Annotated in this window: 26 protein-coding genes; 6 read left to right on the top strand and 20 right to left on the bottom strand. The window is 42.0% G+C overall.

The window, feature by feature from the left end:
- The 8 genes from FCL54_RS06020 to FCL54_RS05985 form a co-directional block, all read right to left on the bottom strand.
- The gene (locus FCL54_RS06020; RefSeq protein WP_138124870.1) at positions 1-777 is read right to left on the bottom strand and encodes an enoyl-CoA hydratase-related protein; all 777 of its coding nucleotides are present in this window, start codon (positions 775-777) and stop codon (positions 1-3) included.
- Positions 767-1,087, bottom strand: a complete 321-nt coding sequence (locus FCL54_RS06015; protein WP_138124225.1) for an EthD family reductase — start codon at positions 1,085-1,087, stop codon at positions 767-769. Before FCL54_RS06015 ends, FCL54_RS06020 begins: the two co-directional genes overlap by 11 nt.
- A gap of 241 nt (positions 1,088-1,328) precedes the next feature.
- Positions 1,329-1,823, bottom strand: coding sequence for a 1,2-phenylacetyl-CoA epoxidase subunit PaaD (gene paaD / locus FCL54_RS06010; protein WP_138124223.1), 495 nt, complete (start codon positions 1,821-1,823; stop codon positions 1,329-1,331).
- Positions 1,824-1,855: 32 nt separating this feature from the next.
- The gene (gene paaC / locus FCL54_RS06005) at positions 1,856-2,680 is read right to left on the bottom strand and encodes a 1,2-phenylacetyl-CoA epoxidase subunit PaaC (RefSeq protein ID WP_138124221.1); all 825 of its coding nucleotides are present in this window, start codon (positions 2,678-2,680) and stop codon (positions 1,856-1,858) included.
- Entirely contained in the window at positions 2,677-3,012 is a 336-nt protein-coding gene (gene paaB / locus FCL54_RS06000) for a 1,2-phenylacetyl-CoA epoxidase subunit PaaB (protein ID WP_138124868.1), read from the bottom strand. Before paaB ends, paaC begins: the two co-directional genes overlap by 4 nt.
- A 35-nt stretch (positions 3,013-3,047) precedes the next feature.
- The gene (paaA, locus tag FCL54_RS05995) at positions 3,048-3,992 is read right to left on the bottom strand and encodes a 1,2-phenylacetyl-CoA epoxidase subunit PaaA (RefSeq protein ID WP_138124866.1); all 945 of its coding nucleotides are present in this window, start codon (positions 3,990-3,992) and stop codon (positions 3,048-3,050) included.
- Positions 3,993-4,167: 175 nt separating this feature from the next.
- Entirely contained in the window at positions 4,168-5,703 is a 1,536-nt protein-coding gene (locus FCL54_RS05990) for a fatty acid--CoA ligase family protein (protein WP_138124219.1), read from the bottom strand.
- A gap of 242 nt (positions 5,704-5,945) precedes the next feature.
- Positions 5,946-6,548 (bottom strand): biotin transporter BioY, encoded by a 603-nt coding sequence (locus FCL54_RS05985; protein WP_171016704.1) that lies wholly within the window; start codon positions 6,546-6,548, stop codon positions 5,946-5,948.
- A 167-nt stretch (positions 6,549-6,715) separates the two neighbouring features.
- On the opposite strand from FCL54_RS05985, the gene bioB reads away from it, so the two are divergent.
- The gene (gene bioB, locus FCL54_RS05980) at positions 6,716-7,723 is read left to right on the top strand and encodes a biotin synthase BioB (protein ID WP_138124215.1); all 1,008 of its coding nucleotides are present in this window, start codon (positions 6,716-6,718) and stop codon (positions 7,721-7,723) included.
- Between the two features lie 83 nt (positions 7,724-7,806).
- Here bioB and FCL54_RS05975 read toward each other — a convergent pair whose 3' ends face one another.
- Both FCL54_RS05975 and lplA read right to left on the bottom strand, forming a co-directional pair.
- Complete coding sequence (locus tag FCL54_RS05975) at positions 7,807-8,340, bottom strand: GNAT family N-acetyltransferase (protein ID WP_138124213.1); 534 nt, start codon at positions 8,338-8,340, stop codon at positions 7,807-7,809.
- 46 nt (positions 8,341-8,386) lie between these two features.
- Positions 8,387-9,376, bottom strand: coding sequence for a lipoate--protein ligase (gene lplA, locus FCL54_RS05970; protein ID WP_138124211.1), 990 nt, complete (start codon positions 9,374-9,376; stop codon positions 8,387-8,389).
- Between the two features lie 177 nt (positions 9,377-9,553).
- On the opposite strand from lplA, the gene FCL54_RS05965 reads away from it, so the two are divergent.
- Positions 9,554-9,751 (top strand): hypothetical protein, encoded by a 198-nt coding sequence (locus FCL54_RS05965; protein WP_138124209.1) that lies wholly within the window; start codon positions 9,554-9,556, stop codon positions 9,749-9,751.
- Between the two features lie 260 nt (positions 9,752-10,011).
- Positions 10,012-10,173, top strand: coding sequence for a glycosyltransferase family 1 protein (locus FCL54_RS05960; RefSeq protein WP_138124207.1), 162 nt, complete (start codon positions 10,012-10,014; stop codon positions 10,171-10,173).
- A 60-nt stretch (positions 10,174-10,233) separates the two neighbouring features.
- Here the strand turns inward: FCL54_RS05960 and FCL54_RS05955 are convergent, their stop codons facing one another.
- Together FCL54_RS05955 and FCL54_RS05950 are read right to left on the bottom strand one after the other, a co-directional pair.
- On the bottom strand, positions 10,234-10,965 hold the full coding sequence (locus FCL54_RS05955; protein WP_138124205.1) for an MBL fold metallo-hydrolase: 732 nt from the start codon (positions 10,963-10,965) through the stop codon (positions 10,234-10,236).
- Positions 10,966-11,132: 167 nt separating this feature from the next.
- Positions 11,133-12,812 carry a glycoside hydrolase family 13 protein gene (locus FCL54_RS05950; protein WP_138124203.1) on the bottom strand — a complete coding sequence of 560 codons (1,680 nt, stop codon included), beginning with the start codon at positions 12,810-12,812 and terminating at the stop codon, positions 11,133-11,135.
- Between the two features lie 274 nt (positions 12,813-13,086).
- Here FCL54_RS05950 and FCL54_RS05945 point away from each other — a divergent pair, with 274 nt between their 5' ends.
- The 3 genes from FCL54_RS05945 to FCL54_RS05935 all read left to right on the top strand — a co-directional run bounded on the left by FCL54_RS05945 (position 13,087) and on the right by FCL54_RS05935 (position 15,335).
- Complete coding sequence (locus FCL54_RS05945; RefSeq protein WP_138124201.1) at positions 13,087-13,893, top strand: transporter substrate-binding domain-containing protein; 807 nt, start codon at positions 13,087-13,089, stop codon at positions 13,891-13,893.
- Between the two features lie 72 nt (positions 13,894-13,965).
- Positions 13,966-14,610 (top strand): amino acid ABC transporter permease, encoded by a 645-nt coding sequence (locus tag FCL54_RS05940; RefSeq protein ID WP_138124199.1) that lies wholly within the window; start codon positions 13,966-13,968, stop codon positions 14,608-14,610.
- A complete protein-coding gene (locus FCL54_RS05935; RefSeq protein WP_138124197.1) occupies positions 14,607-15,335 on the top strand; it encodes an amino acid ABC transporter ATP-binding protein in 729 nt (242 codons plus the stop codon). The genes FCL54_RS05940 and FCL54_RS05935 overlap by 4 nt, the downstream gene beginning before the upstream one ends.
- Positions 15,336-15,377: 42 nt before the next feature.
- Here the strand turns inward: FCL54_RS05935 and FCL54_RS05930 are convergent, their stop codons facing one another.
- The 8 genes from FCL54_RS05930 to hemE form a co-directional block, all read right to left on the bottom strand.
- A complete protein-coding gene (locus FCL54_RS05930; protein WP_138124195.1) occupies positions 15,378-16,289 on the bottom strand; it encodes a glycine betaine ABC transporter substrate-binding protein in 912 nt (303 codons plus the stop codon).
- Between the two features lie 18 nt (positions 16,290-16,307).
- Positions 16,308-16,964: an ABC transporter permease gene (locus FCL54_RS05925; protein WP_138124193.1), complete on the bottom strand. Its 657-nt coding sequence runs from the start codon at positions 16,962-16,964 to the stop codon at positions 16,308-16,310.
- A complete protein-coding gene (locus tag FCL54_RS05920; RefSeq protein WP_138124191.1) occupies positions 16,954-18,099 on the bottom strand; it encodes an ABC transporter ATP-binding protein in 1,146 nt (381 codons plus the stop codon). The genes FCL54_RS05925 and FCL54_RS05920 overlap by 11 nt, the downstream gene beginning before the upstream one ends.
- A gap of 373 nt (positions 18,100-18,472) precedes the next feature.
- Positions 18,473-20,851 carry a YhgE/Pip domain-containing protein gene (locus FCL54_RS05915; protein WP_138124189.1) on the bottom strand — a complete coding sequence of 793 codons (2,379 nt, stop codon included), beginning with the start codon at positions 20,849-20,851 and terminating at the stop codon, positions 18,473-18,475.
- A gap of 665 nt (positions 20,852-21,516) precedes the next feature.
- The gene (locus tag FCL54_RS05910; RefSeq protein ID WP_138124187.1) at positions 21,517-22,089 is read right to left on the bottom strand and encodes a TetR/AcrR family transcriptional regulator; all 573 of its coding nucleotides are present in this window, start codon (positions 22,087-22,089) and stop codon (positions 21,517-21,519) included.
- A 22-nt stretch (positions 22,090-22,111) separates the two neighbouring features.
- Complete coding sequence (locus tag FCL54_RS05905; RefSeq protein WP_138124185.1) at positions 22,112-23,389, bottom strand: ATP-binding protein; 1,278 nt, start codon at positions 23,387-23,389, stop codon at positions 22,112-22,114.
- Positions 23,390-23,685: 296 nt separating this feature from the next.
- Complete coding sequence (hemH, locus tag FCL54_RS05900; RefSeq protein WP_138124183.1) at positions 23,686-24,642, bottom strand: ferrochelatase; 957 nt, start codon at positions 24,640-24,642, stop codon at positions 23,686-23,688.
- 17 nt (positions 24,643-24,659) lie between these two features.
- Positions 24,660-25,700 carry a uroporphyrinogen decarboxylase gene (hemE, locus tag FCL54_RS05895; RefSeq protein ID WP_138124181.1) on the bottom strand — a complete coding sequence of 347 codons (1,041 nt, stop codon included), beginning with the start codon at positions 25,698-25,700 and terminating at the stop codon, positions 24,660-24,662.
- Between the last annotated feature and the right edge of the window lie 173 nt (positions 25,701-25,873).

The raw sequence follows: 25,873 nt of genomic DNA, 5'->3' as shown, positions 1-25,873 counted from the left end.
CTATTTCCCTTTAAAATGAGGCTTTCTTTTTTCTTTAAATGCTGCCATACCTTCTTTTTGATCCTCTGTTGCAAACAGCATGTAAAAGTTTTTCCTTTCGTACTGCATACCTTCATACACGCTGTAATCGACAGCTTTGTTTACGGATTCTTTGATAAGGCGAACCGAAATCGGAGCCTGCTCACTCAATCTGTGGGCAACCTTCATCGTTTCTTCAAATAAAACTTCCGGTGCAAACAACCGGTTGATGACCCCCAGATCATATGCTTCTGACGCCGGCTTCGCATCTCCAAACCAGAGCCATTCCAATGCCTTCGTTTTTCCGACAAGCTTTGTCAACCTCTGGGTTCCACCGGCCCCTGGCATAACACCGAGCTTTACTTCCGGGAAGCCGACCTGTGCATTTTCACTTGCAAAAACCATATCACAGCATAAGACAAGCTCAAACCCTCCGCCAAAAGCGTAACCTGTTACCGCTGCGATCATTGGCTTTTTAACGATTGCAAGACGATCCCAGTCTGTGAACTGGTTACGAAGCTCCATCGTGACCGCGTCCACTTCCGCCATTTCATCGATATCGGCTCCGGCAGCGAACGTCCGCTCATCACCTCGGATCACGATGACCATCACATCATCCTCACGATCAAAGCTTTCTGCTGTTTCAACGATTTCGCGAACCATGCTTGTATTTATCGCGTTCAGTACTTTTGGGCGATCAAGCTGAATGACGCCAACTTTTCCTTCGACCCACGTTTTGATGAATTCTTTATTTTGCATTTGCTTCTTCATGTACTTCTTCTCCGAACATGAGTGTTACAAGGTCGCCTGCGAAGGACATGAGGTCTTTTCCTGATGCTTTTGCTTCGTCTGTTTTCATTGCCTTTTTCATTGCTTCGTGGCTTTCATAGTACATTTCACAAAGCAGGTAGTATTCGCTGTCTCCCATCGGAGAGCCTACGATTTTAGTAACTTCCATTTTTTGAAGGCCCGGGATTTTTTCAGTGATCGGGCCGTGGACGTTGAAGTAGTGCTCGTCGAATTGTTCTTTGTTTTCCGGTTGTTTGTACAGTGCGATCATTTTTACCATTTGTAACACTCCTTGTTTTTTGTTTTAGTTAGCATTCTATAACCTATCTTGCTCCCCGGCGACTTTTATGTGTTCAAGCCTTCTTACAAGCGAGCTTGACGCAGTCTTGATCACATAAAAGTCTATCGCTTACGCTCCTGCTAAATAGATTTGGCAATCTATTTTTTAGGGGAGCAAAGATGCTGGGCTCTGTGGTCTTATAAAACCTTCCTCTGAAAACCTTCTGGTGAAACCAGTAGTTTTATAGGTTTGCGACTGGTTTCATTGCTTCGAATGGGTTTTTGCAGGATTTGCAGTACAGGATGCTTCGGCATGCTGTTGGACCGAAGATGTTTTCCATTGTTGTGTATGTGGAGCCACAGTATGGGCAGTCCACATGCCATGGCTCACCATCAATATGGTCGGAAGGAGGAGGTGCGATCCCAAATTGCTTGAGCTGTTCCCGTCCTTCCTCGGTGATGCGGTCTGTCGTCCATGGCGGATCATACACAAACTGCACGTTAACCGTTTCAACCCCTCCTACCTTTAGTGCTGCTTCTTCAATTCTCTTTTTGATCAAATCGAGTGCAGGACAGCCGGAGAACGTCGGAAGTACTTGGATTACCGCTTCTTTTTCCTGGACGATAACGTCATCGACCATTCCGAGGTCAAGGATGCTGACAGAGGTGATTTCAGGATCTTCGACTTTTTTCAACTCCCTGTAAACGGTTTCTTTTAATCGGTCACTGGTGATCATTTCTTTTCCTCCTTCCTTATATAATTGTTTTCTTACCACCCTTGAGCAGGTGCTTTTCGATAAACTTCAGATAATGTGTCTAAAGCGCTCTCAAGGGTTGGCGTATGCTCGCCGTTTCTTCCGTTTCCACTCTTCATTTGCGGTTTCTCTTTTAGATGCAATCCGCTCTGGGTAAAGACGCTTTCCACTTTGCTTATCCAGCGTTTCTTTATTGTCTCCTCGTCTTCGATGATTCCTGATCGGGCCATAACATCGCCCTTGTCACCAGTAGACAGGACGCCCATAAATTCTTCCCAGACCTGATCGATGGCGTTTTTCATTCTTTTATGTGCTTCTTCTGTGCTCTGGATCAGTTGATTAAACCATGTTTCCCAATGCATCAAATGATAGTTAACTTCCATCAGTACCTTTCTTGCTGTATGCTGCAACGGTACATATGAAGAAGTTTTCAAGGATTCGAGCTTGATCTTCTTAGCCAGTGTATAAAAGTAATTTCTGACTACAGCAAAGGCCCAATCGTAGTTAGGCTTTTCCAGATAGTTACCGGTTCCGTTGGGCAGTTCAAGCAATACGGCGTTCCTGAACTTCTCCGGGCTTCTTAAGTGGCTTAAATCATCCGCTTTTCCCTCGCCAAGTTCTTCAAGCCTCTTATAATAAAGGGTAGCGTGGCCCATCATATCCTGGTTGATCGAAGAGAAAGCGACGTCTTCTTCAATATGCGGTGCAAGACCAAGCCATTCGGAGCCTCTATATGCAAGAAGGAAATCATCGTCAGCAAGTTGAAACAGTAGTTCAGTCAATGCTTCATTGTATTCTGGCGACTCTAGTGCTTCTTCTGCAGTTTCATAGGTTCTCATGATTTCCCTCCTCCCATAATGTCGGCTTCTGTAAATTGTTCCTGCTCATACTGCCGCCATTTTTTCTTCAGGTAACCGTAGCCTTTTGTCTCACGATAATCTTTGTCGAGCTTTTTCAAGCCTTCGCGTTCCGTTTGTGTCAGCTTTCGTATGTCAGAACGCTTCACGACCCAGATATCCGCTACAGGCTCCCTTCTGAAAAAGTTTTCTTTTGCCATTACAAGCGCAAGCTCATGATTTGGGGCTAGCAAGCTGAACTGGTATTGCATCGGTGATGTATCTTTCTTTTTACTAAACACTTCAAATTCCTGGTAAAAGTCGCTTCCTGACATATCGCTCACGTTCATCCTCCTTTATGCCTGTTCCGCTAGATCGCAGCCTTTTTCTGGCTGCTCAGCGCTTCGCGAACCCATCTTGTATTTTCATAAGAATCTCTTCTAAGCTCTAATCTTTCCTTTGATTGCGGCCCGTTACCGGTAACGATCTGCTTAAATTCGTTCCAATCGGGATCCCTGTATTTCCAGAGCTTCTCTTCTTCGTCAAAGTGCAGTGTTTCATCCGGAATCGTTAATCCCAGCGCCCAGATTCGCGGCACATATTTTGTAAGGAATTCCTGTCGAAGCTCTTCGTTCGTTTTTGTCCTAAGCTTATAACGGATATTTTTATCCTGGTGAGAAGAACCTGTGTTTTCCTTTGATTTTGGTCCGAAAAACATCAGTAATGCAGTCCACCAGCGATTTAAAGAGTCCTGCAGCATCTGCCTCTGCTCTTCGTTCCCTTCAGCCATCGCAAGGATAATACTTTCACCATGCTGGGCATGGAACACCTCTTCAGCACAAATTCGTTTTAACGCCCTTCCATACGGTCCATAAGAAGTCGTTAGCATCATCGTTTGCGAGATGATCGCAGCCCCGTCGACAAGCCATGCGATAATACCTGCGTCTCCCCATGTAGGGGCTTTCATATGAAACACATTGTGGAACTTTAGTCTTCCAGAAAATAAGTCTTGCATAATATTTTCACGGTTCTTTCCCAGCGGAGCCATTAAATCTTCCGCTACTCTAAGCAAAAGCTGCCCGTGTCCCATTTCATCCTGAACTTTCGCCATGATCGCAAGCTTTCGGTGCAATGTCGGCGCTTTTGGAACCCACTCTTTTTCTGGAAGAGCCCCCATGATCTCACTAATTCCATGCATTGCAATCAAGCGAATCAACGATTCTCTGTAATCCTCAGGCATCCAGTCATCGGCCTCAATTTTTTCTCCGGCATCGATTCGATCCATGAAATGCTCATACTTTTCTTCTTCGGTCATGTCTTCAAATAATACATCCGCCCTCACAATATCACCACCTAATATATATTACGTTTATTTAACGTTATTATAGAATAATGTAATACTATTTTCAAATGTATTTTATATTTTCTGAAAATATTTTGGGTTTGCAGAAAGAAAAAAGCCCCCACCTTATTAGATAGGGGCAATTTCGTTAATGATTTGTGATTTGCTCTTTAAGTGCTTTACGCAGGATTTTACCCGTCGTGTTCTTTGGCAATTCTTTTAAGAATTCGATTTCAGTAGGGCATTTGTATTTGGCAAGGTGTTTCCGGCAATAAGAAGTTAACTCCTCTGCGGTCAGGGAAGGGTCATTCGAAACTACTGCACTCTTTACCGCTTCCCCGAAATTCGGGTCTGGAACTCCAATGACAGCTGCTTCAACCACATTCGGATGGTTATACAACACTTCTTCGACCTCTCTTGGATAAACGTTATACCCGCCTACAAGAATCATATCTTTCTTACGGTCTACAATGTAAAAGTAGCCATCCTCATCCATTTTCGCAAGATCTCCTGTGTACAACCAGCCGTCCTTAATCGTCACGGCTGTGTCTTCCGGCATCTTGTAATATCCTTTCATAACGTTAGGGCCTCTAACAACAAGTTCCCCAACTTCATTAGGAGGAAGTTCTTCTCCCAGTTCATTCACTACCTTATTTTCTACATTCGTAATACTCTTTCCTATCGAACCTGCCTTTCGCGGGCGATCGAGTGGATTAAAACACGTGACCGGAGCGGCTTCTGAAAGCCCATACCCTTCTGAGACTCTCACATCGAACTTTTCCTCAAAACGATGCAATAACGAAACAGGAAGCGATGCACCGCCTGAAATACAAAGACGGATATCGCTGAAATCTTCTTTATTTCCTTCTGGGAACTGATATAGGAAGTTATACATCGTCGGAACACCCGCGAATATCGTGGCTTTTTGTTCAGATGCAACCTTAAAAACTTCTGCTGGACTGAACTTAGGCATAATCAGCAATGTCCCTCCTGCCATCAAAGGAGCATTCATCGCAACAGTCATACAGAATACATGGAACATTGGAAGGACAGTGATCACCCGGTCGTTAGAATCGATTTTTAAATAGTCAGCGGTATCAGAAGCATTGCTGTACAAATTTTTGTGGGTAAGCATTGCACCCTTCGGCTTACCTGTCGTACCGGAAGTATATAAAATAACTGCAAGATCGTCATCAGCCGTTTCCTCTGCTGCAACATATTCCTTAGAATTTTCATCTACCATTTCTGCAAACGGTTTCAAAAATACTCGTCCGCTTGTTTCATCTTCCGCTTTGCTTCCTGTATAAATAACCTGCTTTACATTTGGAAGCTGTTCTGAAAGTTTCTCCACCAGCGGAAGTGCTTTATCAAGTGTTACCACTGCTTTTACATCTCCATTGTGTAAAAGGTAAGCAATCTCATCTGGTGTATAAATAGGATTGATCGGAATTACAACCGCTCCCATTTTCAATGCGCCGTAATAACTTATTAAGAACTCGGGACAGTTTCCCAGTATTAAAGCAATATGATCGCCTTTCTGAATCCCTGCTTCCTGCAGATTGTTTGCAAACCGACTTATATACCTGCTCAACTGGCTATATGTAACGGTTTCACCCTGGAAAAAATACGCATCTTTCTTCCCATTTTTCATTGCCGTCTGCTCTATCCGACTCGTTAAGTTCATAAGCTCTCCTCCTTGTGGAAAGATGAAGATAAATTTAATGAATGAATAATCATTCACTTTTAAATTTTCTAAATACATTATATTGAATATAAAACAGAAGTACAAGAGATGCAGTAACTTTTCCAGGTTAAAAACCCTCTAAAAGTTCTATAAACTCTTCCTTCTCCCTCTAAATACTTTCTTTTTTCTATTAAAAAAAGACCGCCGTTCAAATTGGCGGTCTGCGTTCTCTGTCATATTGCTTACGCGACGCTTCTTCTGCCATGCCCTCTGCTGGTTTTATTAACGGCACGGTAGATTCTTGGGGAAAGGACAGCAGCAACAATTGTTAACACGATATCTTTTGGCAGTGGAACCATCATCCAGCCCCATGCCATTCCATATGAAAACCCTTCAGGCGCTATACCTAGAAGTTTATAGGCATAAAACATGTAATTGGTTCCAAGGAAATAGTTTAAAAATAATCCTACGAAACAGGCGAATAAAAACGTTTGAACTCCAGGGTTCTTCTTCGCTTCAATCATCTTTCCGATTACGTACGAAACGAGAATATAAGATAAGATAAATCCAAATGTAGGGCTTACTAGTGTTCCAATTCCTCCAGAAAATTTAGCAAATACCGGTGCTCCAGCCAGACCGACCGCCATATAAACAGTCATTGAGATGGCTCCAAGCCTGCTCCCAAGTAAAGCTCCGGCAAGGATGGAGAAAAAGGTTTGCAATGTGATCGGCACTCCTCCGACCATCGGCAAAAACTGGGCAATATTTGCACCGACAGCCATTAAAGCAGCAAACATGGCGGCATATGTAATATCAAGTGCACTTAATTTTTTTCTTTTCGACATAATTGCATCTCTCCTAGTTGATTATTAGTTTAATAGTAAAAATTTTTCTCGTTTATGTCAACCCAATAAGCAAATAGGTTTACTAATATATTGACAGTATTTTCTGGCGGTGATAATTTTATTGTAAACCAAAACGTAGAAAAAGTTAACTTTTATGGAGGGAACAAATGAAAGCAAATTTAAAAGCCCCTGTTAAAGTAGGTTGGGATAATTTGGCCGACCTGGCTCTAAAGGACATTCCCCTTACCAAAGAACAGGCTATTAGCGTATTGACTTGTCCTGATGACGAAATCCTGCCCTTACTTTATGCTGCATATCGGGTCAGGAAACACTATTACGGAAACAAAGTGAAACTCAATATGATCATTAATGCCAAAAGCGGACTATGCCCGGAAGATTGCGGCTATTGTGCACAGTCAGCTTTTGCAAAAACGAACGTAAAAAAATATACGCTTCTAGAAAAAGATACGCTTGTTGCGGGAGCAAGAGAAGCGATGGCAAGGAAAGCCGGTACATACTGTATTGTTACTAGCGGACGCGGGGCAACAGATCGCGAGGTAGATCAAGTTGTGGAGGCCGTAAAAGAAATCAAGCAAGAAATGCCTCTTAAAATTTGCGCCTGTCTCGGTATCATGTCAGAGGAAAAAACAAAAAAGCTGCAGGAGGCGGGAGTTGACCGCTATAACCATAATATAAATACAAGTAAAGGCCACCATGACAGGGTTACAACAACCCATACTTATGACCATCGGGTTGAAACCGTTAAAAATGTTAAAAAAGCAGGAATCTCTCCTTGTTCTGGATGCATAGTCGGGATGGGCGAGTCGTTTGAAGACGTATATGACATGGCGATGGAGTTACGAGAGATTGATGCAGATTCCATTCCAGTTAACTTTTTACATCCTGTTGAAGGAACTAAAATGGCGAAGATGGATGAACTCGACCCTCGTTATTGCCTAAAAGTACTGGCATTGTTCCGTTTTATTAATCCATCCAAGGAAATCCGCATGTCAGGAGGGCGGGAATACAATTTGCGTTCCCTGCAGGTGATGGGGTTATATGCAGCAAATTCTATCTTTGTTGGCGATTATTTAACAACCGACGGAGCGGAATATACAAGTGACCATCAGATGATTGAAGACTTAGGCTTTGAAGTGGAGGAATGCGCGCTTTAATTTAATTAAAAACTAACCTGAATAAGAGCAAGCTCCTTTTCATGAGAGTTTGCTCTTTTATATTTGCACTATTTTTTTCCAGATTACACTTTACCTTTCAAGTATTTCTCCATGCGAATATCTGACCACATTTTATCTTTCCAGAAAGTAAACCTTTCGATCCTTCCGATTTCCTGGTAGCCCAATTTTTGATATAGCTTTTGTGCCTGCAAATTAAATTCAAACACACCGAGTTCAACACGATTAAGGCCTTGCTGCATCATCTGTTCTTCTAAATAATGTATGGCAATGTGACCTATCCCCCTGCCCCGTCCTTCATGCTCACCAATCGTTATCCCCAGCCAGGCGGTTCCTTGCTCCTTCTTAAAAAGATGTTGCGGATCAATCATGTAGTTCATTTCGCCGACCAGCCTGTTTTCCAGAAAAATCAGGTAGATATGGTTATTTTCAAGACGTTGTTTCAGCCGTTCCGCTGTTATGATTTCCTGTCGTTCCAATTCTGCCCTGTTTTGATTGGGACGAGTTAACGGGATTAAGTCAGGATCGTTCTCCCATCGGTTAAAAACGTCCACAACGCCGGGGTTAGGCTCGGTTAACTTTGAAAAATGAATGTTCACTTTGCGCTCCTTTCAATAGCAACACTGAATTGTATATTATCCTCTTCTAATAGACCAGCTGGATAAATTCCTGCTTTGAAACGTTCCCAAAATAATGTGATACATCGATATCCTTTAACGCTTCTTCAATAGAAGAACGTTCATACCGTACACCCAGCAGCCGCTCTTCAATTTCCTTTACATCTCCGACCCCAAAGAAATCGCCAAAGATTGTACAGGCTTCGATCCTTCCTTTTTTAACCTCTAAACGAATATCGATCGATCCGATCGGAAAGCGTTTTGAATGCTGGACATTAAACTTAGGTGACTTACCAAAGTTCCAATCCCAGTTTTTATAACGTTTTTCCGCAATCTCTTTAACCTTTTTCCAGTCACCATCCGAAAGCTTGTAAGTAGGAATTTCATCCGATCCTTCGAATATGTAACGAAGCAGCGTTTCTTTAAATTCCTCACGGCTAATCTTTTCATCCATATGTTCGCTAATATTTGTTACCCTGCTTCGAATCGATTTAATTCCTTTTGACTCAATTTTCTCCTTGTTTACTTTCAATGCTTTCACGACGTTTTCAAGGTTCACATCGAACATAAGGGTGCCGTGGCTGTACATCCGCCCCCTTGTAAAGAACTGGGCATTTCCCGATATCTTTTTTCCGCCGACCAGGATATCGTTTCTCCCGCTTAGCTCAGCTTCTACACCGAGTTTTTTTAACGCCTTTATAACCGGGTCCGTAAACTTTTTATAGTTATTGAAGCTGTTGCCGTCATCCTTTGTAATAAAGCTAAAGCTTAAGTTTCCCGGATCGTTGTATACCGCACCTCCGCCTGAAAGCCTGCGTATAACAGCAACATCGTTCTCTTCGATATAATCGGTGTTAATTTGTTCTATCGTGTTCTGGTTCTTCCCGACAATTACTGTTGGATCCATTGAGTAGAACAAAAGATATGTTTCTTCCGGATCAAATTCTTTTAAGATATATTCCTCGATTGCAAGGTTCAGGCCTGCATCCATCACGTTTTCATTATCAACATATAGCATCAAGTTTCATCCTTCCTTGTTAGCTGCCTATTCTTATTCTAAAAAAACAAAAGCCAATAAGCAAAAAAGATCACCGCTTCATTTAAATTACAATTTTTTCAAATCGCCCTTTCTCCCCCTAATGTTTAAGTCGTGTTGCGAATATTGTAATGGAAATTCATGTAGGAGGGGAAAAGTGTGAAAATCGTATTTTTCGAAAAAGGCGATATAAGTGTAATCGTAGGAGCGTCCCAGTTGAAGGGAAACCTGACCATCGAACAAATCAAAAGCGAAGGCGAAAAAAAATCCAAAGACATCGCCCGTCTTCTTGGCCGTGAAATTGGCTATATGATTGATATGAATGGAAAATTAGATACAGATCTTCCGATGGATTAATATTACGGAGTGTCGATAACGGCACTCTTTTTTTATAGGTTTGATGTACGTTCCTGATGTTCGCCTATTTCCTGTTAGCCTTAATTAAATGCTCCGAAACGCTGAATTACCTCCCCCTATCCTCTGATAACAGGATTTTCATCATTTCAATCGAATCAATTATTAAAAGGAAGTTGGAACTATGGGGATGGTTGGGATTCTTGGTACACGGCTAAAGAAAGAGTGGCAGCGTTCCGTCAACGACAAGAAGGAACCAAATAATGACCGACAGGATAAAAGAAGTGATGACGAACAATCATGGAAAAAGAATCCTTTGCATAGTTGGCGTGGAGCATAATTATTTTTATGAAGAAGCCCTAAAGGAAACAGGTTGGGAACTTGTTTACCCTATCAAGCGGGCAGAAGAAATGAAGAGGATGTAATCTAATGGTAAAGGAGGGCAAAGTTTAACCCGTGCCCTCCTCTTTTTTTACCTCAAGAGGTCATTCCCACTTATACCCGGATTCAGCGAGCATCACGTTTCCATCATATGTTTGCTTTGCATCATTCACTAGATCTTCAAGGTCACCGAAGTGAGGCAGATGAGTCAGCATCAATGTACGCACCCCTGCATCTCTTGCGATTTTCGCTGCATCCGTACTGTTCATATGGCCCATTTTGGAGCCGTCCATGTCACTGTACAGGTTGCATTCGCAAATAAACAAGTCCGCATTATCAGCAAGTCTGTTAAAAGCCTCCAGGTAAGCAGAATCTGCAGTGTAGACTACCGTTTTTTCACCATTCGTAATTCTCATCGCATAGCACTTCACCGGATGCTTCGTTTCTTGAAAAGTAATCGTAAACGGGCCAACATGCAATTCTTTGTTAGGGTCATACGCTTTTCCTTCAGTATAAGAACGATGGGAAAGCTCTCCAAATCCTTTTTGGTCATATGGGTGGCCGTAAATCGGTAAAGGCGGGAGCTTTTCCCCAACTTGGGATTCAATTAACCTTCCATGATACAATACACCGATATCTGCCACATGGTCTGGATGGTAGTGAGATATTATCACCGCATGCAGGTCTTTAACAGCAATATATTTTTGGAGCTGCGAAAGCACCCCGCTTCCGCAATCGACTAAAAGATTAAAACCTTTATCCTGTATTAAATAGCCGGCACTTGCTTCAGAAGCTGCCGGAAATCCGCCCCAGGGGCCTAGTACTGTGACTTCCATGAAATACCTCCTGATCTAAACATTTTTGTCATGTTCCTTATTCTACTATTCTTTCCACTTATCACAAAACTTCCCGGAGCAGAAGGTCACGAATCTTTTTTATTTAATAAAATTAAGCAAACCTAACAGCAACCAAAAGGACACCCGCTTATAGGTGCCCCGCATATTTATGTTAATCTGTACACTCTAGACTCATATGGCTTAAGTTTGAATCCCTTAATATCTTCTTCTCCTACTTCATAATTGCTGATCAAAAGTTCCTTTGAAGAAAACCCAATATCTTCAGGAAGTTCAAAAAGAGGTGTCTTGTCTGAAAAATTGCTGATTACAAGAAGTGTTTCATCATTAAGCGTTCTTGTATAAGCATAAATTTCGCTATGGTCCTCCAGGATTAGTTTATAAGAGCCATATACGATGACATCATGCTTTTTACGCAGTTCAATCAGTTTTTTGTAGTGATAGAAAATAGAAGCCGGATCCTTTAAAGCTTCTTCAGCGTTTATTTCTTTATAGTTTGGATTCACCTTAATCCAGGGATCGCCTGTTGTGAATCCAGCATTTTCGCTCGCATCCCACTGCATTGGAGTCCTGGCATTATCCCTGCCTTTTTTATAGATCTTCTCCATTACGGTTACAGGATCTACTTCCTTTTCCAGCACCTGTTCTTTATACATGTTATGGATCTCAACGTCACGGTAATCCTCAATGGAACCGAAGCGTACGTTCGTCATCCCCAGTTCCTGTCCCTGGTAAATGTAAGGCGTTCCCTGCATCATATGAAGCCAGGTCGCGAGCATTTTTGCCGATTTTACACGGTATTCTTTATCGTTTCCGAATACCGAAACAGAGCGGGGCTGATCGTGGTTTTCCATATACAGGCTATTCCATCCTTTTCCTTCAAGGTCATTTTGCCATTTCGTCATGACTCTTTTCAGGTCAGCGAGCTCCCAGTCCTTTTGGTCCCACTTGCCTCCAGGGCCACTGGTAAGATCCATGTGTTCAAAATGGAACAGCATGTTAACAACGCCATCCTGTTCATTTGTTAATGCAATACCGCGGTCAATGTCAGCACTTGATGTCTCAGCAACCGTCATCAGATCATGTTTGGAAAATACTTCATCATCCAGTTCTTTCAAAAATTCCATCATGCGCGGACCGTTGAAGAAATATTCTCCTCCCCACTGGTACTGATCATCATTTACTACTTTTGCATCCGGCAATCCTTCTGTTTTAGAGATAACATCGATGGCGTCCAGCCGGAACCCATCCACTCCTTTGTCGATCCAAAAGCGTACCACATCATGGATTTCGCTTCTCACTTTAGGATTCTCCCAGTTTAAGTCAGGCTGCTTTTTGCTGAATAAATGCAGATAATACTCTCCTGTTTCTTCATCGTTCTGCCATGCAGAACCACTGAAAAAGGAAGCCCAGTTATTCGGCGCTTTACCATCTTTCCCGGGTCGCCAGATGTAATAGTCCCGATATTCATTGTCCTTTGACTTACGGGATTCTAAAAACCATGTATGTTCATCTGAAGAATGGTTTACTACAAGATCCATCAACAATTTAATTCCGCGCACATGCATGCCGTCCAGCATTTCTTCCCACTCTTCCATTGTGCCAAACTCACTCATGATGTCTCTATAGTCACTGATATCATAGCCATTATCATCATTTGGCGATTGATAAACAGGTGAAAGCCAGACTACATCTATTCCGAGTTCCTGTAAATAATCAAGCTTTTCAGTAATACCTTTTATATCTCCAATCCCATCACCATTGGAGTCGTTAAAGCTTCGCGGGTAAACTTGATAAACAACACTTTCCTTCCACCATTGCTTACTCATTTGAAGGCCTCCCTATTTATTTCATTAAATGATTATAAGATTCTTAATTAGAGCATATCCTATTTTGCCTTACTTGTGCAACCGTTTTCACAAAAGTGCTATAAGTCTTTAGAGCGGGCATTAACGAGAATCGAAATTCTATGTTTTAAATTTCCAAAACAGGGAAATTTATAAGTGACTTTATTACTATGTGGAAATCATATCCTTTGACAGGGTTATGAAACATTTGTAATATTTTAATTAATTGATAACTTAAAAACTAAGGAGTGATTCTTTGAAAAACATTAAATTATTCAGTTTAGTGATGGCTCTAGTTCTTGTACTGGCTGCTTGCGGATCTAATAACAATAGCGCTGGCGGCAATAACGGCGGGGACAGCGAAGGCGGCGGTGATAACGGAGGCGATACATATAAAGTTGGTGTAGATACAACGTACCCTCCGTTCGAATTCCAAGAGGGCGGCGATTATAAAGGGATCGACATCGACTTGATCAATGCGATCGCAGAAGATCAAGGCTTCAACATCGAACTAAAGCCGATGGATTTTGGCGGCATTATCCCGGCCATCCAGGCAGACCAGCTAGATGTTGCTATAGCAGGGATGAGTATCACTGATGACCGTAAAAAGAAAGTTGACTTCTCAGACCCTTATTTTGATGCTGGTTTAACTCTTGTAGTATCAAAAGACAACAATGATATTACGAAACCAGAAGACTTAAAAGGAAAAGTTGTAGCGGTAAAAAATGGGACAACCGGTGCTGATAAGGCACAAGAACTAAAAGATGAAGTTGGAATAAAGGAAATTCGCCAATTCAACGATAGTCCTTCTATGTTCCAGGAAGTCTCGAATGGAAATGCTGATGTTTTGATCGAAGACTATCCTGTTATCGCTTATGCCATTAAGTCAAAGGATCTAGGTTTAAAAACAGTAGGTGATCGCCTAAATGGTGACCAGTATGGTATCGCTGTAAAGAAAGGGGAAAACCAGGAACTGTTAAAAATGATCAATGAAGGATTGCAAAATTTAAGAGACAACGGAAAATACGACGAAATTATTAACACCTATCTAGAAGGAGAATAATAACTATTAATTGCGCGCTATATGCGCGCTTCTTTTCTTACCAACACCTTTACTAAAGAAAGGAGCACTTCCATGGATCTCATTATGGATTCCCTTCCTCTCTTATGGGAAGGACTAAAACTAACAGCCTATATAACTGTGCTCGGTTTATTTTTTGGTTTTATCATCGGCTTAATAACAGCTTTATTTAGGCTTTCTCCAATCGCCCCTTTAAAATGGCTCGCAATCTGGTTTATCAATATTGTTCGAGGGACGCCTTTTCTCGTACAGTTATTTTTCATTTATTTTGGTTTGAACTCTTTGAGCTGGATAAGCTTAAGTCCCATCAACGCAGGTATCCTTGGAATAAGCATCAATGCCGGAGCGTATATAGCTGAAATAATTCGAGCGGGTATCCAATCGATCGATAAAGGGCAGACGGAAGCAGCAAGAACACTTGGATTGAGCAGCGCCCAAACGATGCGATATATTATTTTGCCACAGGCTCTTCGCCGGATGCTGCCAACCTTTGTAAATCAGGCAATCATCAGTTTAAAAGATACTTCACTTCTATCTGTAATCGGAATTGCAGAACTTACCCAGCGCGGACAGATCGTGGTTTCTGCAACCTATGAAGCTTTTAAAATATGGACTGTAGTTGGTATAATGTATTTCATCCTAATTTACCTCCTTACCCAGTTAGGCAACTATGTTGAGAGGAGATATGAACTACGATGAGTATAATCGAAGTAAAAAACCTAAAAAAATCTTTCGGAGATTTAGAAGTATTAAAAGACATCAGCACGGAAGTAAACGAACAAGAAGTTGTTTGTGTAATCGGCCCTTCCGGATCTGGAAAAAGCACATTTCTTCGCTGCCTCAATAAGCTTGAAGAAATCACGGACGGCCATGTAATCGTAAATGGGCACGATATTACGGACCCTAAAATAAACATAAACAAGATACGCCAGGAAGTTGGGATGGTATTCCAGCACTTTAACCTTTTCCCTCATAAGTCCGTTCTTGAAAATATAACGCTTGCTCCAATGAAAGTAAAAAGCGTAAATAAACAGGCGGCAAGGGAAAAAGCACTTGAACTGCTGGATAAGGTAGGTTTAAAAGAAAAAGCAGACAGTTATCCTGGCGAGCTTTCCGGCGGACAAAAGCAACGTGTTGCTATTGCACGTGCACTTGCGATGGAACCCAAAGTAATGCTCTTTGATGAGCCTACTTCCGCCCTTGACCCTGAAATGATCGGCGAGGTGCTCGAAGTAATGAAGCAGCTTGCAAAAGAAGGTATGACGATGGTCGTTGTTACCCATGAGATGGGCTTTGCCAGAGAAGTTGGCGACAGGGTTATCTTCATGGATGGCGGATTTATTGTTGAGGAAAAAGAACCTGAGCAATTGTTTGGCAATCCAGAGAACGAACGAACAAAAGCCTTCCTTGGAAAAGTTCTGTAATTAGTAAAAGAGGCTGACTCATAAGCGTCAGCCTCTTTTTTATTACTTAATCAATCCTTTTTCCTTCAAAAAGTTCTTCGCCACTTCCTGCGGCTCTTCTTTATCCATATCGACCTTTGCATTCATTTCAGACATTTCTTCTTCGCTAATGTTTCCTGCCAATTCGTTCACTACGCCTTCAAGCTCCGGATGTGAATCCAGCACTTCCTGGCGAACGATAGGCGCTGCATAATACGGTGGGAAAAAGCTTTTGTCGTCTTTCGTTGTAGCGAGATCAAACCGTGCAATTCTTCCATCTGTCGTAAAAGCCGGAATAACACCTACTTCACCGTCTTTCACGGCTTTGTACATAATGTTCGGGTCGATGCTCTTTGTGTCTTTAAAATTAAATCCATATGCATCTACCAACGCATCATATCCATCTTCCCTTTCATAAAACTGATGGGGAGCTCCGAACACAAGCTGATCTGAAACCGGAATAAGGTCTGAAAATGTTTTGGCATTTATGTCTTTATTTTCTTCCTGGTTATATGCAAGTGTATACCCATTTTCAAATCCAAGAGGCTCTAACCAGACAATGTCATATTCTTCTTTGTAGCCTTTTTTTACCTGATTATAGATATCATCAGCTGACGCATCTTCTTTCGCTTTTTCCTTTAAAACCGCTTCAAGTCCTGTCCCGGTATATTCGACATACATATCGATGTCGCCTTTTTGAATGGCTGGTGTCAATACTGACACCTCTCCCAGCCCCTCTTTGATTTCAACCTCGTAATCTGTTTTTGCTTTAATATATTCTGCTAAAATATGTGGAAGGATGTATTGCTCCGTCCATTTCTTTCCTGAAATGACGATCGGCTCGGCAGCTCCGTCTTCTCCGCCTCCCTCTTCGTTTGTTCCACAAGCAGATAATGCAAGAATAAGTGTTAAAAGTAATACGATAAGTTTTTTCAACTTTTTTTCTCCCTTCGCCTATTTTCTTAATCCTTTTGGTGTAACCATTTTTTCTACGAACTTTAATATTAAATCAAAAAGTATAGCAAGCAGCGCTGCAGGAATGGCACCTGCTAGAACAAGCTGGTTATTCCAGGTGCTAAGTCCCCTGTATATGATATCTCCCAGGCCTCCAGCTCCTACAAAGGTTGCAAGCGTAGCAACGCCTATTGTAAGAACCGTCGCTGTTCTGATTCCGGCCATAATGACAGGCAGCGAAAGGGGAATTTCAATTTTTTTAAGTATCTGTCCATTCGTCATCCCCATTCCCCTGCCTGCTTCGATCACAGACTGGTTAACCTCTGTGATTCCTGTATATGTATTCCGCAGAATCGGCAGCAGCGCATATACCGTTAAGGCTATTATTGCCGTTGTGCCGCCTATTCCAAACAGAGGGATTAAGAAACCGAACAGGGCCAGGCTTGGTATAGTTTGAAAAATCGCTGTTACGGCGATAAATGGCTCTGCCAGCTTTCTTCTTCGGGAGATAAAAACCCCGAGAGGAACGGAGATAAGTATTGCTACCACGATCGCGATAAAAGATAAAAACAGATGCTCTTGAAGCCCTACTAATATATCATCCCAGCGGCTTGTAACGGTATCGATGAAAACGACAAAAGGATTTTCATTCTCCATTTAGTTCCTCCTCCTTCCCCATCTCTACTTGCTTTAACCCGGCCAGCCCTCTCATCATGCTCGCTTTCGTTATCAAGCCGACTAACTTGTTTTTCTCCACAACCGGGATGGAAGGAACATTGGTTTTCGCAAAAATTTCCGCAACAAACGAATATGGCGCAGAAGGCTGTACAACTGGAGTATCAGATTTGAGAACGTCTTTTACCTTCATATTTTTCTCATTGTAAGAGTTATGAATGTCCTCTAAAAAGGCGACCCCTTTATAATTCCCTGACTCATCTATGACCAGCAGGGTATCTGCAAGATGGTCCTTCAACGTTTTCATTGCCTCTGCAAGTCCTTTTGTTTCTGTGACCACTGCAGTTTTTACGAACATTAACTGAGATGCTTTTGGCCCTTTTCCACTCTCAAGTCGCTCTTCACCAATAAAGTTTTGCACGAAAGCATTCTTGGGTTCCCTTAGCAATGTTTCAGGATCGGAAAGCTGTACGATCTCCCCATCCTTCATCACTGCGATTCGGTCTGCAATTTTAATCGCTTCATCCATGTCATGCGTGACAAACACGATCGTTTTCTTAATTTCCTTTTGCAACTTAACAAGTTCATCCTGAAGCTGTTCCCTGCTTATTGGATCCAGCGCACTGAAGGGCTCGTCCATCAAAACAACAGGAGGCTCAGCGGCAAGGGCCCGAATAACGCCGACTCGCTGTTGCTGTCCGCCGCTCAATTCAAGGGGATATCGGTCACGAAAAACTGAAGGATCGAGTCCTACGAGATCGAGTAATTCATCCACTCGTTTCTGCGTCTTATCTTTCGGCCATTTTTTTAAATTTGGGATCAATGCCACATTTTCTGCAATCGTCATATGGGGAAGAAGGCCAATCTGCTGGATAACATATCCTATATTCCTTCTCAGTTCAACCGGATCGATGGAAGAAATGTCATTGCCATCCACATAAATTTTTCCTTCAGTCGGTTCGATCAAACGGTTGACCATCTTCATTGTCGTTGTTTTGCCGCAACCGCTTGGCCCGATTAATGTAAGGAGCTCCCCTTCTTCAACGGTAAGGGTAATATTTTTCAAAGCCCTGGTACCATCAGGGTATTGCTTACTGACATTTTCGAATGTGATCATATGTAGTCCTTTCCTTTCTCGAAAAACCGGAATTACCGGACATTCCACGCAACGTATTAAGCAATAGTATTTCCTATTGTCAAAAAAGGAAACTATTCCATTTACTACCCCGGTGCTTTCATTGTAAACCTTTTTTACTATTGCTTTCAAAGAATGTTGTGCTTTACGGATTGTTTTCCATTCCCTCTTACCGAGTACAAGGATTATCGTACCTCTTGCAACCCACTACCTTAAATAGGACTGGAATATTTAAAATGGCAATTGACTAGCAGATCACCGGTTGTTATCCCTAAAAACCAGTTAATTTTCCAGATAGAAAAAAAGCAGGTGATGCCGACTGCCATCTCCTGCTTTTTTCAGATTTATCTACTTATTAAGCTGTTTTCGTTTCTTCTTGTATATGCCATTTTCGTCTTCTATATTCAATAATAAAGAATCCTACTGTGCAAGCGATTCCTGCTGCCATAAATACTGCAAGATGGGCTGCACTTTCCCACATAAAGGAATAATCGCCGCTTGATATCACAGCTCTAAACCCTGAAAGTGAGTAAGTCATCGGCAGCCAGGAATGAATATCCTGAAGCACTTGAGGCAGTGTTTCGAGTGGATAAGTCCCTGCACTTGAAGTAAGCTGAAGTATTAATAGTAGTATAGCGATAAATCGTCCTGGATCGCCGAGCGATGTTACTAAAAACTGGACGATCGCCATAAAGGTAAAGCTCGTTAAAATACTGAACATAATAAAATATGGTATGCTCTGCACGTTAACGCCGACCCAGTTTATCAATATAACATCAGCAATAACTGCCTGGAGGATGCCTACAAAACTTAGGATTGCAAACTTACTGGTAAACCAGCTTAACGCCGATTTAGGCTTGCTTGTTGCAGGTTCCCTGAATGGAAAGACGACAGACAGCAATAATGCTCCAACAAATAGGCCGAGCGATAAGAAGTATGGCGCCATACCTGTCCCATAGTTATTTGCTTCACCAAGATATTCAGAATCTACATTTACTGGATCGGCAAACATGTTATAGTTTGAGTTATCGCCGTGTACCTCTCCGGTTTCCTTAGACGCATCTTTCAGTTCCTGAGAGAGTTCTCTGGATCCTTCCGTTAATTCGGATGCTCCATCAACCAATTTCTTGGAACCTTCCGATAGTTTCCCTGTACCATCAGAAAGCTTTTTAGATCCGGATTGAATGTTGCCCAATCCTCCGGCAAGCGATTGTGTTCCGGAAGAAAGCTCTTCTGTTCCGTTTGCCAGAGATTCAACATTGCCGATCAGATTTCCCCATCCTGTAGAGAAATCGGCAGTTCCCTGAGCCAGTTTCTCATTCCCAACTGCAAGGTCTTTCGCTCCGTCACCCGCTTCATTCAGCTTTTGGTTGAATTCTGTCATGCCGTTTACAAGCTTATTTTGGCCTTCCTCAAGCTGGTTAGCACCCGCTAATAATTGTTTTTGGCCTTCTTCTAGTTTAGAGAGATTCTGCTCAATTTGTTCTTCCGTATTTTGTGCAGCTGCCGCAATTTCCGTCTGGATTTCTGCTGCTCCTGCAGACAACCGTCCGGTGCCTTCTTTAAGCTGGCCACTTCCTGATTGCAACTCCTTTAACTTTGCAATCAGAAGCGATTTTTGCTCGGGCGTAAATTGGTCGCTGTTTTGGATTTCGGCAATGAATTCGGTTACCCCCTGGTTAAGCTCTGCAGCTCCTCCGGAAACCTCTGTCGCTTTTTGGGAAAATTGATCTAACCCGCCTGCGATTTCGCCTCCAGGAGATAAAGGCATACCTGATTTTGCTTGCTCGATCGCTTCGATCGATTGTGCCAGGCCATCACCTAATCTAGCAGTTCCCTGCTGAGCTTCCTTTCCACCTGCAAGCAGCCTGTAATCCCCTTCTTTTAATCTGTCTAAGCCTTCCGTAAGCGATGCTGCTCCATCACTTGCTTTTTGTGCTCCATCGGCAAGAGCTGCTACATCCCGCTGTTTGCCTTTTAAGCCCATTAACAGTTCATGTGTGCCCTCATTCACCTTACCGGCTCCTGCATTTAGCTCTTCAGAACCACTCTTTGCATCGCTAAGCGCATTTACCAGCTGGAGAGAACTTGAGTTTAGCTTCTCCAGGTTTTTCTCTAGATTGGAATTGCCGCTGGACAATTTCGAGCTTCCATCAGCAAGTTTTGATGCCCCGTCACTGGCGTCGGAAAACCCTTTGGAAATATCGCCAAACTGTTTTAATAATACTTCTGTATAGTTTTCTGTGATGTTGTTTGCAACTTTCCCCTGTATTTCTTTTATAGCTGAATCGCCTATTTTACCTGCTAAATAATTGTAACCTTCATTTGCCGTATACTTTAACTCAAGCTTCTCTGGTTCCTCTTCAAGAACAGTTGTTGCCTTTTTTGAAAAGTCTTCCGGAATTTCGATTTTCATATAATATTTTTGATTCTTTAACCCTTTATTTGCTGTATCGCTGTCAACAAAATCCCAATTGAAATCTCTTTCTTCCTTCAGCTTATCGGCAAGGTCGTCCCCTATAGTTAAGTTCTCGCCTTCAAAGGTGTCTCCCTTGTCCATGTTAACAACCGCCACCGGAAGTTTCTCAAGATTATCATATGGATTCCAGAACGCCCACAGGAACATTCCGCTATATAGGATTGGTATCATAATTATAGCAAGAACAGGGATAAGTAGTTTTCGATTGGTAAACATCGCTGACATTTCTGCTTTTATCTGTGCCAGACTTTTCATCTTACTACCTCCATTGGATGACTAAATTTTAAAAACAGTCATTTTATCGTAAAAAATACCCTTTTAACCTTTATACCACTTGTTTTGACCATTTTATAAAAACGGTCAAAAATTGCAATGAAATAAATATATCATCTGGCCGAGTTTTTGACAAGTGTGATTTTGAAATCCATTAGTAAGCAAGTGGTTAAAGTCCAGGACTTACTTTTTACGCAGACAGTGGTTGATTTCGCCTGATATTGGCTGATTTTCCGCGGGGGGTAGGCGGTGATCCTCCTCGCCGCAAAGACTCAGGGAGATACTAAAGTGCTGACCCCTTGATGCTTTATTTGAGGTCACCAGATACGTTATTTGTGACAAACGGGCATTATTGAAAAATTATAGGACATTGGTGCCGCTATTTACCGATAAAACACCAGTTTTGATCTGATTTTGAGCAAATAGCGGAACAGATGACCTCATTTTTTCTAAAAGTAGTGTTTTTTCACAAATAAAGGATTCTATGACCTATAATTCAATTCCCGGTTTCTCCAGGCATTCCTGCATTGTCCGAGTTGCCTTACTCTTCAAGCTGGCTACTGATGCCTTTGATACTCCTGAAATCTCGTATTCCCGCTACAATCATAGCCGCAAAAAAACAAGCCCTTTTGAGCTTGTTTACTCCGTTATAATCCGATACCCTTCATCACGTAAAACTCGAAGTGAGCGGCAATCTCTTCTTTTGTTAAAGGCGATTCTTTCTTTTCCCAGTCAAACACCAGAGAAATATAGATTTTCAGCATTAAAAAAGCAGTTAGTTTAGGATCGCATGGCTTTAATTCTTTTTGCTGAACAGCCTTTTTAACTTCTCTTTCAATGAATGAGGTTATCGCGCTTTCCAATTGATTCAACGCTTCCACTGCAGCCGGTGTTCCGATTTCTCGTACTTCCTGGGAAAGCTTTATCGCGAGCTGGTGTTTTTTCCTAAAGTCGAGTACACCATAAAGCGCCCTGTGTAAGTTTTGAAAGAAGGTGTCCCCGGGGTCTATCGCCTGTTCCGCCACCGCTTTTGCTTCAAGGATCATCCCTCTTACGATTTCATTGAAAAGCTCTTCCTTATTTGAAAAGAATGTATAGATGGTCCCCTTTCCTACATTGGCCAGTTTTGCCACCTGATCCATGGTCGTTGCCTTATAACCGTACATCGTAAAAGACCCGGTTGCTGCATTTATAATGCTCTGTTTACGGTCGATGCTCATATCTCTATTCCCCCAATGGCATTTATTGCTTCTTAACAGCAGGAAGCAGGATCCTTGCGATTGTTCCCCTGCCAAATTCACTTTCGTATTGCACTTTTCCTCCCATGTTCCGAACCAGCCTGTTCGTAATCATTGTCCCTAATCCGGTCCCTTTCGTTTTCGTCGTATAAAATGGAAGACCAATCTTTTCGATTTCCTCTTCCGTCATACCACGTCCGTTATCTACAATCGATATAGCTGCAAAACTCTTCTCGTTACCCCTGTCGACGATTATACTTACGAGTCCTTCTTGCTGCTGTACTCCTTCTTCTTTTCCTTGCTCAATCGCTTCGATTCCATTGTTCACAAGGTTGATAATGCACTGCTTTAATTGTTGTTCATCGGCTTCCACCGTAAATGTATCCTCTTCTCTTAATTCGATCTTTACATTATGGTAAGAACCGATCGGCTTGATCAATTCAACTGTATCGTTAACCACTCGATTAAGATCCACTTTCTCGTAGGTCATCTCAGAAGGCTTTACGAGTTTTAAATAATCTGTGATAATTTTGTTCGTCCGGTCAAGTTCTTCAAGTAATAACGGAGAAAACTGCTTCAGCTTCTTGTCCTCTGTATCCGCTTCCATATGTTGAATCAAGCCTCTTACTGTCGTTAAAGGGTTCCGAATCTCGTGTGCAATCGCTGCAGCCATCTTCCCAACAACAGACAATTTTTCAAGATAAACCGTCTCTTCAAGCTGTAAATTGATTCGAATCAGCCTCTCAAACAAGAAGAAAACAAGAAAGTACGTTATATAAAATGAGAAATAGTATATCGGATAAAAATACATCGGAAGGTTCCTGACATAAACATTAATGATCATAATATAAAGCAGGCCAAAAATCAGGCCGATATATGTGATCAGCCCCCATTTGTTAGTGGTCCTTTTAAAAGTAAACGAAAAACCGAAACTGGTTAGAAAAGCGGCAAAGGTGATAATGACTCCTACCCATGCATACTCTCCACCAATAAAAAGCCTGGCTGCCGCAACGGAGACGGTACAAATAAATCCTGCCAGACCTCCTCCGTATAAAGTCACTAACAAGAGCGGGATTGTTCTTAGATCAAACACCGTTTCCCCAAATGTGTCAAGTGGGTTGTACATACATAGAAGTGCAGCAATAGAACTGACTAGTCCATAAAATAGTTTGTGTTTGATCAAAAGGGCTTTGTTGTTTATCGGCGATATCATGTTCCAGATAAAAACCATGGAGAAAATAATAGCAATATTAACAATAAGCGGGTTTAACATGGCAAGCATTCGTTTATAAATCTCCTTTTTATAATGGTGCGGCTTGCTTGGTCTATGATTTTCATAAACTACTATGACATAGTTTCCTGCTGGTTTGTCAAGGAGGTCTCTTTTCTGCAGATAAAAAGGAATGTCAATTCTTTAATACAGAGGGACAACCTGTAACATTCAACTTGTCTTTCTTTAAGGTTACCCTAAAACCATGCTACTTTACAAAGTAACAGCGATTTTGTTTTGTTAAAGCTTTTTCTCCAACAAAAAAAGCGATCCATTTCATTTTATGAACCGCTTCTTTTCTTCAACTGTTAACTGCTGCTGTTTCCTGCATTCGTTTTTTCAAGTTCCTTTGAGACTACAGAAGAAAGCACGTCGATGAATTCATCTTTTGCGTTCGGCATTTCAGGACGATAATAATTTGCCCCAAGCTCATCGGTTACCACTTTACATTCATAATCGTTATCATAAAGGACTTCCAGATGCTCTGCTATAAAGCCAACCGGGCAATAAACAAACGTTTGATAGCCTTCCTGCTCGAATAAATCCCTGGTCAAATCCTGAACATCGGGTCCGATCCACGGCTCAGGTGTATTTCCGGCACTTTGCCAGCCGATCGTGTAATTTTGGATGCCAGCCTGTTTTGCAATCAGGTCGGCAGTTTCTTGCAATTGATCTGGATAAGGATCTCCTGCCTGGATAATTTTTTCAGGCAGGCTATGTGCTGAAAAGATAACGATTGTTTTATCTTTTTCTACAGCCGGAATTTTCTCCATCGTTTTTTCGATCTGTTCCGTCCAGTAGTTGATGAATTCTGGCTCATCATACCAGCTTTCTACAGCATGGATTTCCGGGCCGCCAAGCTTTTCCGCTTCTTCCTTTGCTCTGCCGTTATAGGATTTTACACTGAATGTAGAAAAGTGCGGTGCAAGTACAATACTGATCGCTTCTTCAATTCCATCCCTGTGCATATCTTTAACTGCGTCTTCCACAAACGGATCGATATGCTTTAATCCTAGATAACTCTTGAACTCTATTTCTTCGTAAAGTTCATTCATCCTGTCTTCCAGTTTAGCAGCCTGTTCATCTGTAATTTTAGCCAGTGGAGAAATACCGCCAATCGCTTCGTAACGATCAGTGAGATCTTGCAGCAGTTCTTCGGAAGGTTTTCTTCCTCTTCTAATATGAGTGTAATAAGGCTCGATTTCCTCCTTGCTCCTCGGAGTACCATAAGCCATTACTAGCAATCCTACTTTTTTCTTTGCCATACTGTACCTCCTGAAAATTAACGTTTGGCTGTATATTCATGAACAAATTCTGTTAATCTTTGAAGCGTCTCAACCTTCACCTGCGGGAACACTCCATGCCCCAGATTAAAAATAAAGCCGGGCTGTTCCATCCCTTGATCAAGGATTTCTTTTGTCCGTTCCTGGATAACATCCCATGGTGCAAGTAAAATGGCAGGCTCAAGATTACCCTGCAACGGTTTCTGGATGCCCTTTTCTTCTCTGGCCTTCTTAATCGTCAATCTCCAATCGAGTCCGAGCACATCGACAGGGAGCTTGTTCCATTCTTCAATCAAGTGGCTTGCTCCAACACCGAACATGATCAATGGCACGTTTGTGTCTTTAAGAGAAGTAAAGATCCGGTCCATGACAGGAGCGATGAACAACCGATAATCCGCTTCATTCAATGCACCAACCCAGGAATCAAAAATTTGAATAGCCTGTGCACCAGCATTCACCTGTGCTTTCAAATAAGATATTACCATGTCCCCGAGCTTGTCCATCAGCTTAAACCATGCTTCTGGTTCAGAATACATAAATGCCTTCGTCTTATAATAGTTCTTTGATGGACCGCCTTCAATCATATAGCTTGCTATCGTAAATGGCGCTCCGCTAAATCCGATTAAAGGAACATTCAGCTGTTCTCTTAACATGCCGATTGTTTCCATCAAGTATGGGACATCCTTTTCAGGGTTTAAATCTCCAAGATTGTTAACGTCCTGTACGTTACGAACCGGATTGTTAATCACCGGTCCGACGCCGGATTTAATTTTCACATCCACACCGATTGAAGGAAGCGGTGTCATGATGTCTGCAAACAAGATCGCCGCATCGACACCAAGCTGTTCAACAGCAAAACGCGTCACTTCAGCAGCTACTTCCGGGTTTAAATTCATCTCTTCAAAAGTATATTTTTCACGGATTTTCCTGTACTCAGGCTGGTATCTTCCCGCCTGCCTCATATACCAGACCGGTGTGAATTCCGTTTCTTCCTTTCGACAGGCTTTCAAAAATTGGTCATTAAAAAGGGGCTTGCTCATACTTTTCCACCTTTCCGGTAATAAAAAAAATGATTCTAATCTAGATAATCGCCATTACTACTATAGCGATGGTGCTGCTAAATGTATAGGGAACGAGAAAAACTGTCATAAATTCGACCAGTTTTCCCCATAAAGAAACACGTTTGTGTACGAATGAATTACCATTTACGATA

Source organism: Exobacillus caeni (assembly GCF_005747095.1).
Taxonomy (GTDB): Bacteria; Bacillota; Bacilli; order Bacillales; family Guptibacillaceae; genus Exobacillus; species Exobacillus caeni.
Note: the sequence above shows the minus strand (reverse complement) of the source record. Positions and strands in the feature narration are given on the sequence as shown.

What these genes read in the sequence shown, in the direction of transcription:
- FCL54_RS06015 (WP_138124225.1), bottom strand. Translation starts at nt 1,087, where the DNA reads ATGGTAAAAATGATCGCACTGTACAAACAACCGGAAAACAAAGAACAA.
- FCL54_RS05950 (WP_138124203.1), bottom strand. Translation starts at nt 12,812, where the DNA reads ATGAGTAAGCAATGGTGGAAGGAAAGTGTTGTTTATCAAGTTTACCCG.
- FCL54_RS05940 (WP_138124199.1), top strand. Translation starts at nt 13,966, where the DNA reads ATGGATCTCATTATGGATTCCCTTCCTCTCTTATGGGAAGGACTAAAA.
- FCL54_RS05925 (WP_138124193.1), bottom strand. Translation starts at nt 16,964, where the DNA reads ATGGAGAATGAAAATCCTTTTGTCGTTTTCATCGATACCGTTACAAGC.
- FCL54_RS05915 (WP_138124189.1), bottom strand. Translation starts at nt 20,851, where the DNA reads ATGAAAAGTCTGGCACAGATAAAAGCAGAAATGTCAGCGATGTTTACC.
- FCL54_RS05910 (WP_138124187.1), bottom strand. Translation starts at nt 22,089, where the DNA reads ATGAGCATCGACCGTAAACAGAGCATTATAAATGCAGCAACCGGGTCT.
- FCL54_RS05955 (WP_138124205.1), bottom strand. Translation starts at nt 10,965, where the DNA reads ATGGAAGTCACAGTACTAGGCCCCTGGGGCGGATTTCCGGCAGCTTCT.
- lplA (WP_138124211.1), bottom strand. Translation starts at nt 9,376, where the DNA reads ATGCTATATGTTGATAATGAAAACGTGATGGATGCAGGCCTGAACCTT.
- FCL54_RS05920 (WP_138124191.1), bottom strand. Translation starts at nt 18,099, where the DNA reads ATGATCACATTCGAAAATGTCAGTAAGCAATACCCTGATGGTACCAGG.
- paaA (WP_138124866.1), bottom strand. Translation starts at nt 3,992, where the DNA reads ATGACCGAAGAAGAAAAGTATGAGCATTTCATGGATCGAATCGATGCC.
- FCL54_RS05960 (WP_138124207.1), top strand. Translation starts at nt 10,012, where the DNA reads ATGACCGACAGGATAAAAGAAGTGATGACGAACAATCATGGAAAAAGA.
- FCL54_RS06020 (WP_138124870.1), bottom strand. Translation starts at nt 777, where the DNA reads ATGCAAAATAAAGAATTCATCAAAACGTGGGTCGAAGGAAAAGTTGGC.
- FCL54_RS05905 (WP_138124185.1), bottom strand. Translation starts at nt 23,389, where the DNA reads ATGCTTGCCATGTTAAACCCGCTTATTGTTAATATTGCTATTATTTTC.
- paaC (WP_138124221.1), bottom strand. Translation starts at nt 2,680, where the DNA reads ATGAGAACCTATGAAACTGCAGAAGAAGCACTAGAGTCGCCAGAATAC.
- paaD (WP_138124223.1), bottom strand. Translation starts at nt 1,823, where the DNA reads ATGATCACCAGTGACCGATTAAAAGAAACCGTTTACAGGGAGTTGAAA.
- FCL54_RS05990 (WP_138124219.1), bottom strand. Translation starts at nt 5,703, where the DNA reads ATGAACTTAACGAGTCGGATAGAGCAGACGGCAATGAAAAATGGGAAG.
- hemE (WP_138124181.1), bottom strand. Translation starts at nt 25,700, where the DNA reads ATGAGCAAGCCCCTTTTTAATGACCAATTTTTGAAAGCCTGTCGAAAG.
- hemH (WP_138124183.1), bottom strand. Translation starts at nt 24,642, where the DNA reads ATGGCAAAGAAAAAAGTAGGATTGCTAGTAATGGCTTATGGTACTCCG.
- bioB (WP_138124215.1), top strand. Translation starts at nt 6,716, where the DNA reads ATGAAAGCAAATTTAAAAGCCCCTGTTAAAGTAGGTTGGGATAATTTG.
- paaB (WP_138124868.1), bottom strand. Translation starts at nt 3,012, where the DNA reads ATGTCAGGAAGCGACTTTTACCAGGAATTTGAAGTGTTTAGTAAAAAG.
- FCL54_RS05985 (WP_171016704.1), bottom strand. Translation starts at nt 6,548, where the DNA reads ATGTCGAAAAGAAAAAAATTAAGTGCACTTGATATTACATATGCCGCC.
- FCL54_RS05935 (WP_138124197.1), top strand. Translation starts at nt 14,607, where the DNA reads ATGAGTATAATCGAAGTAAAAAACCTAAAAAAATCTTTCGGAGATTTA.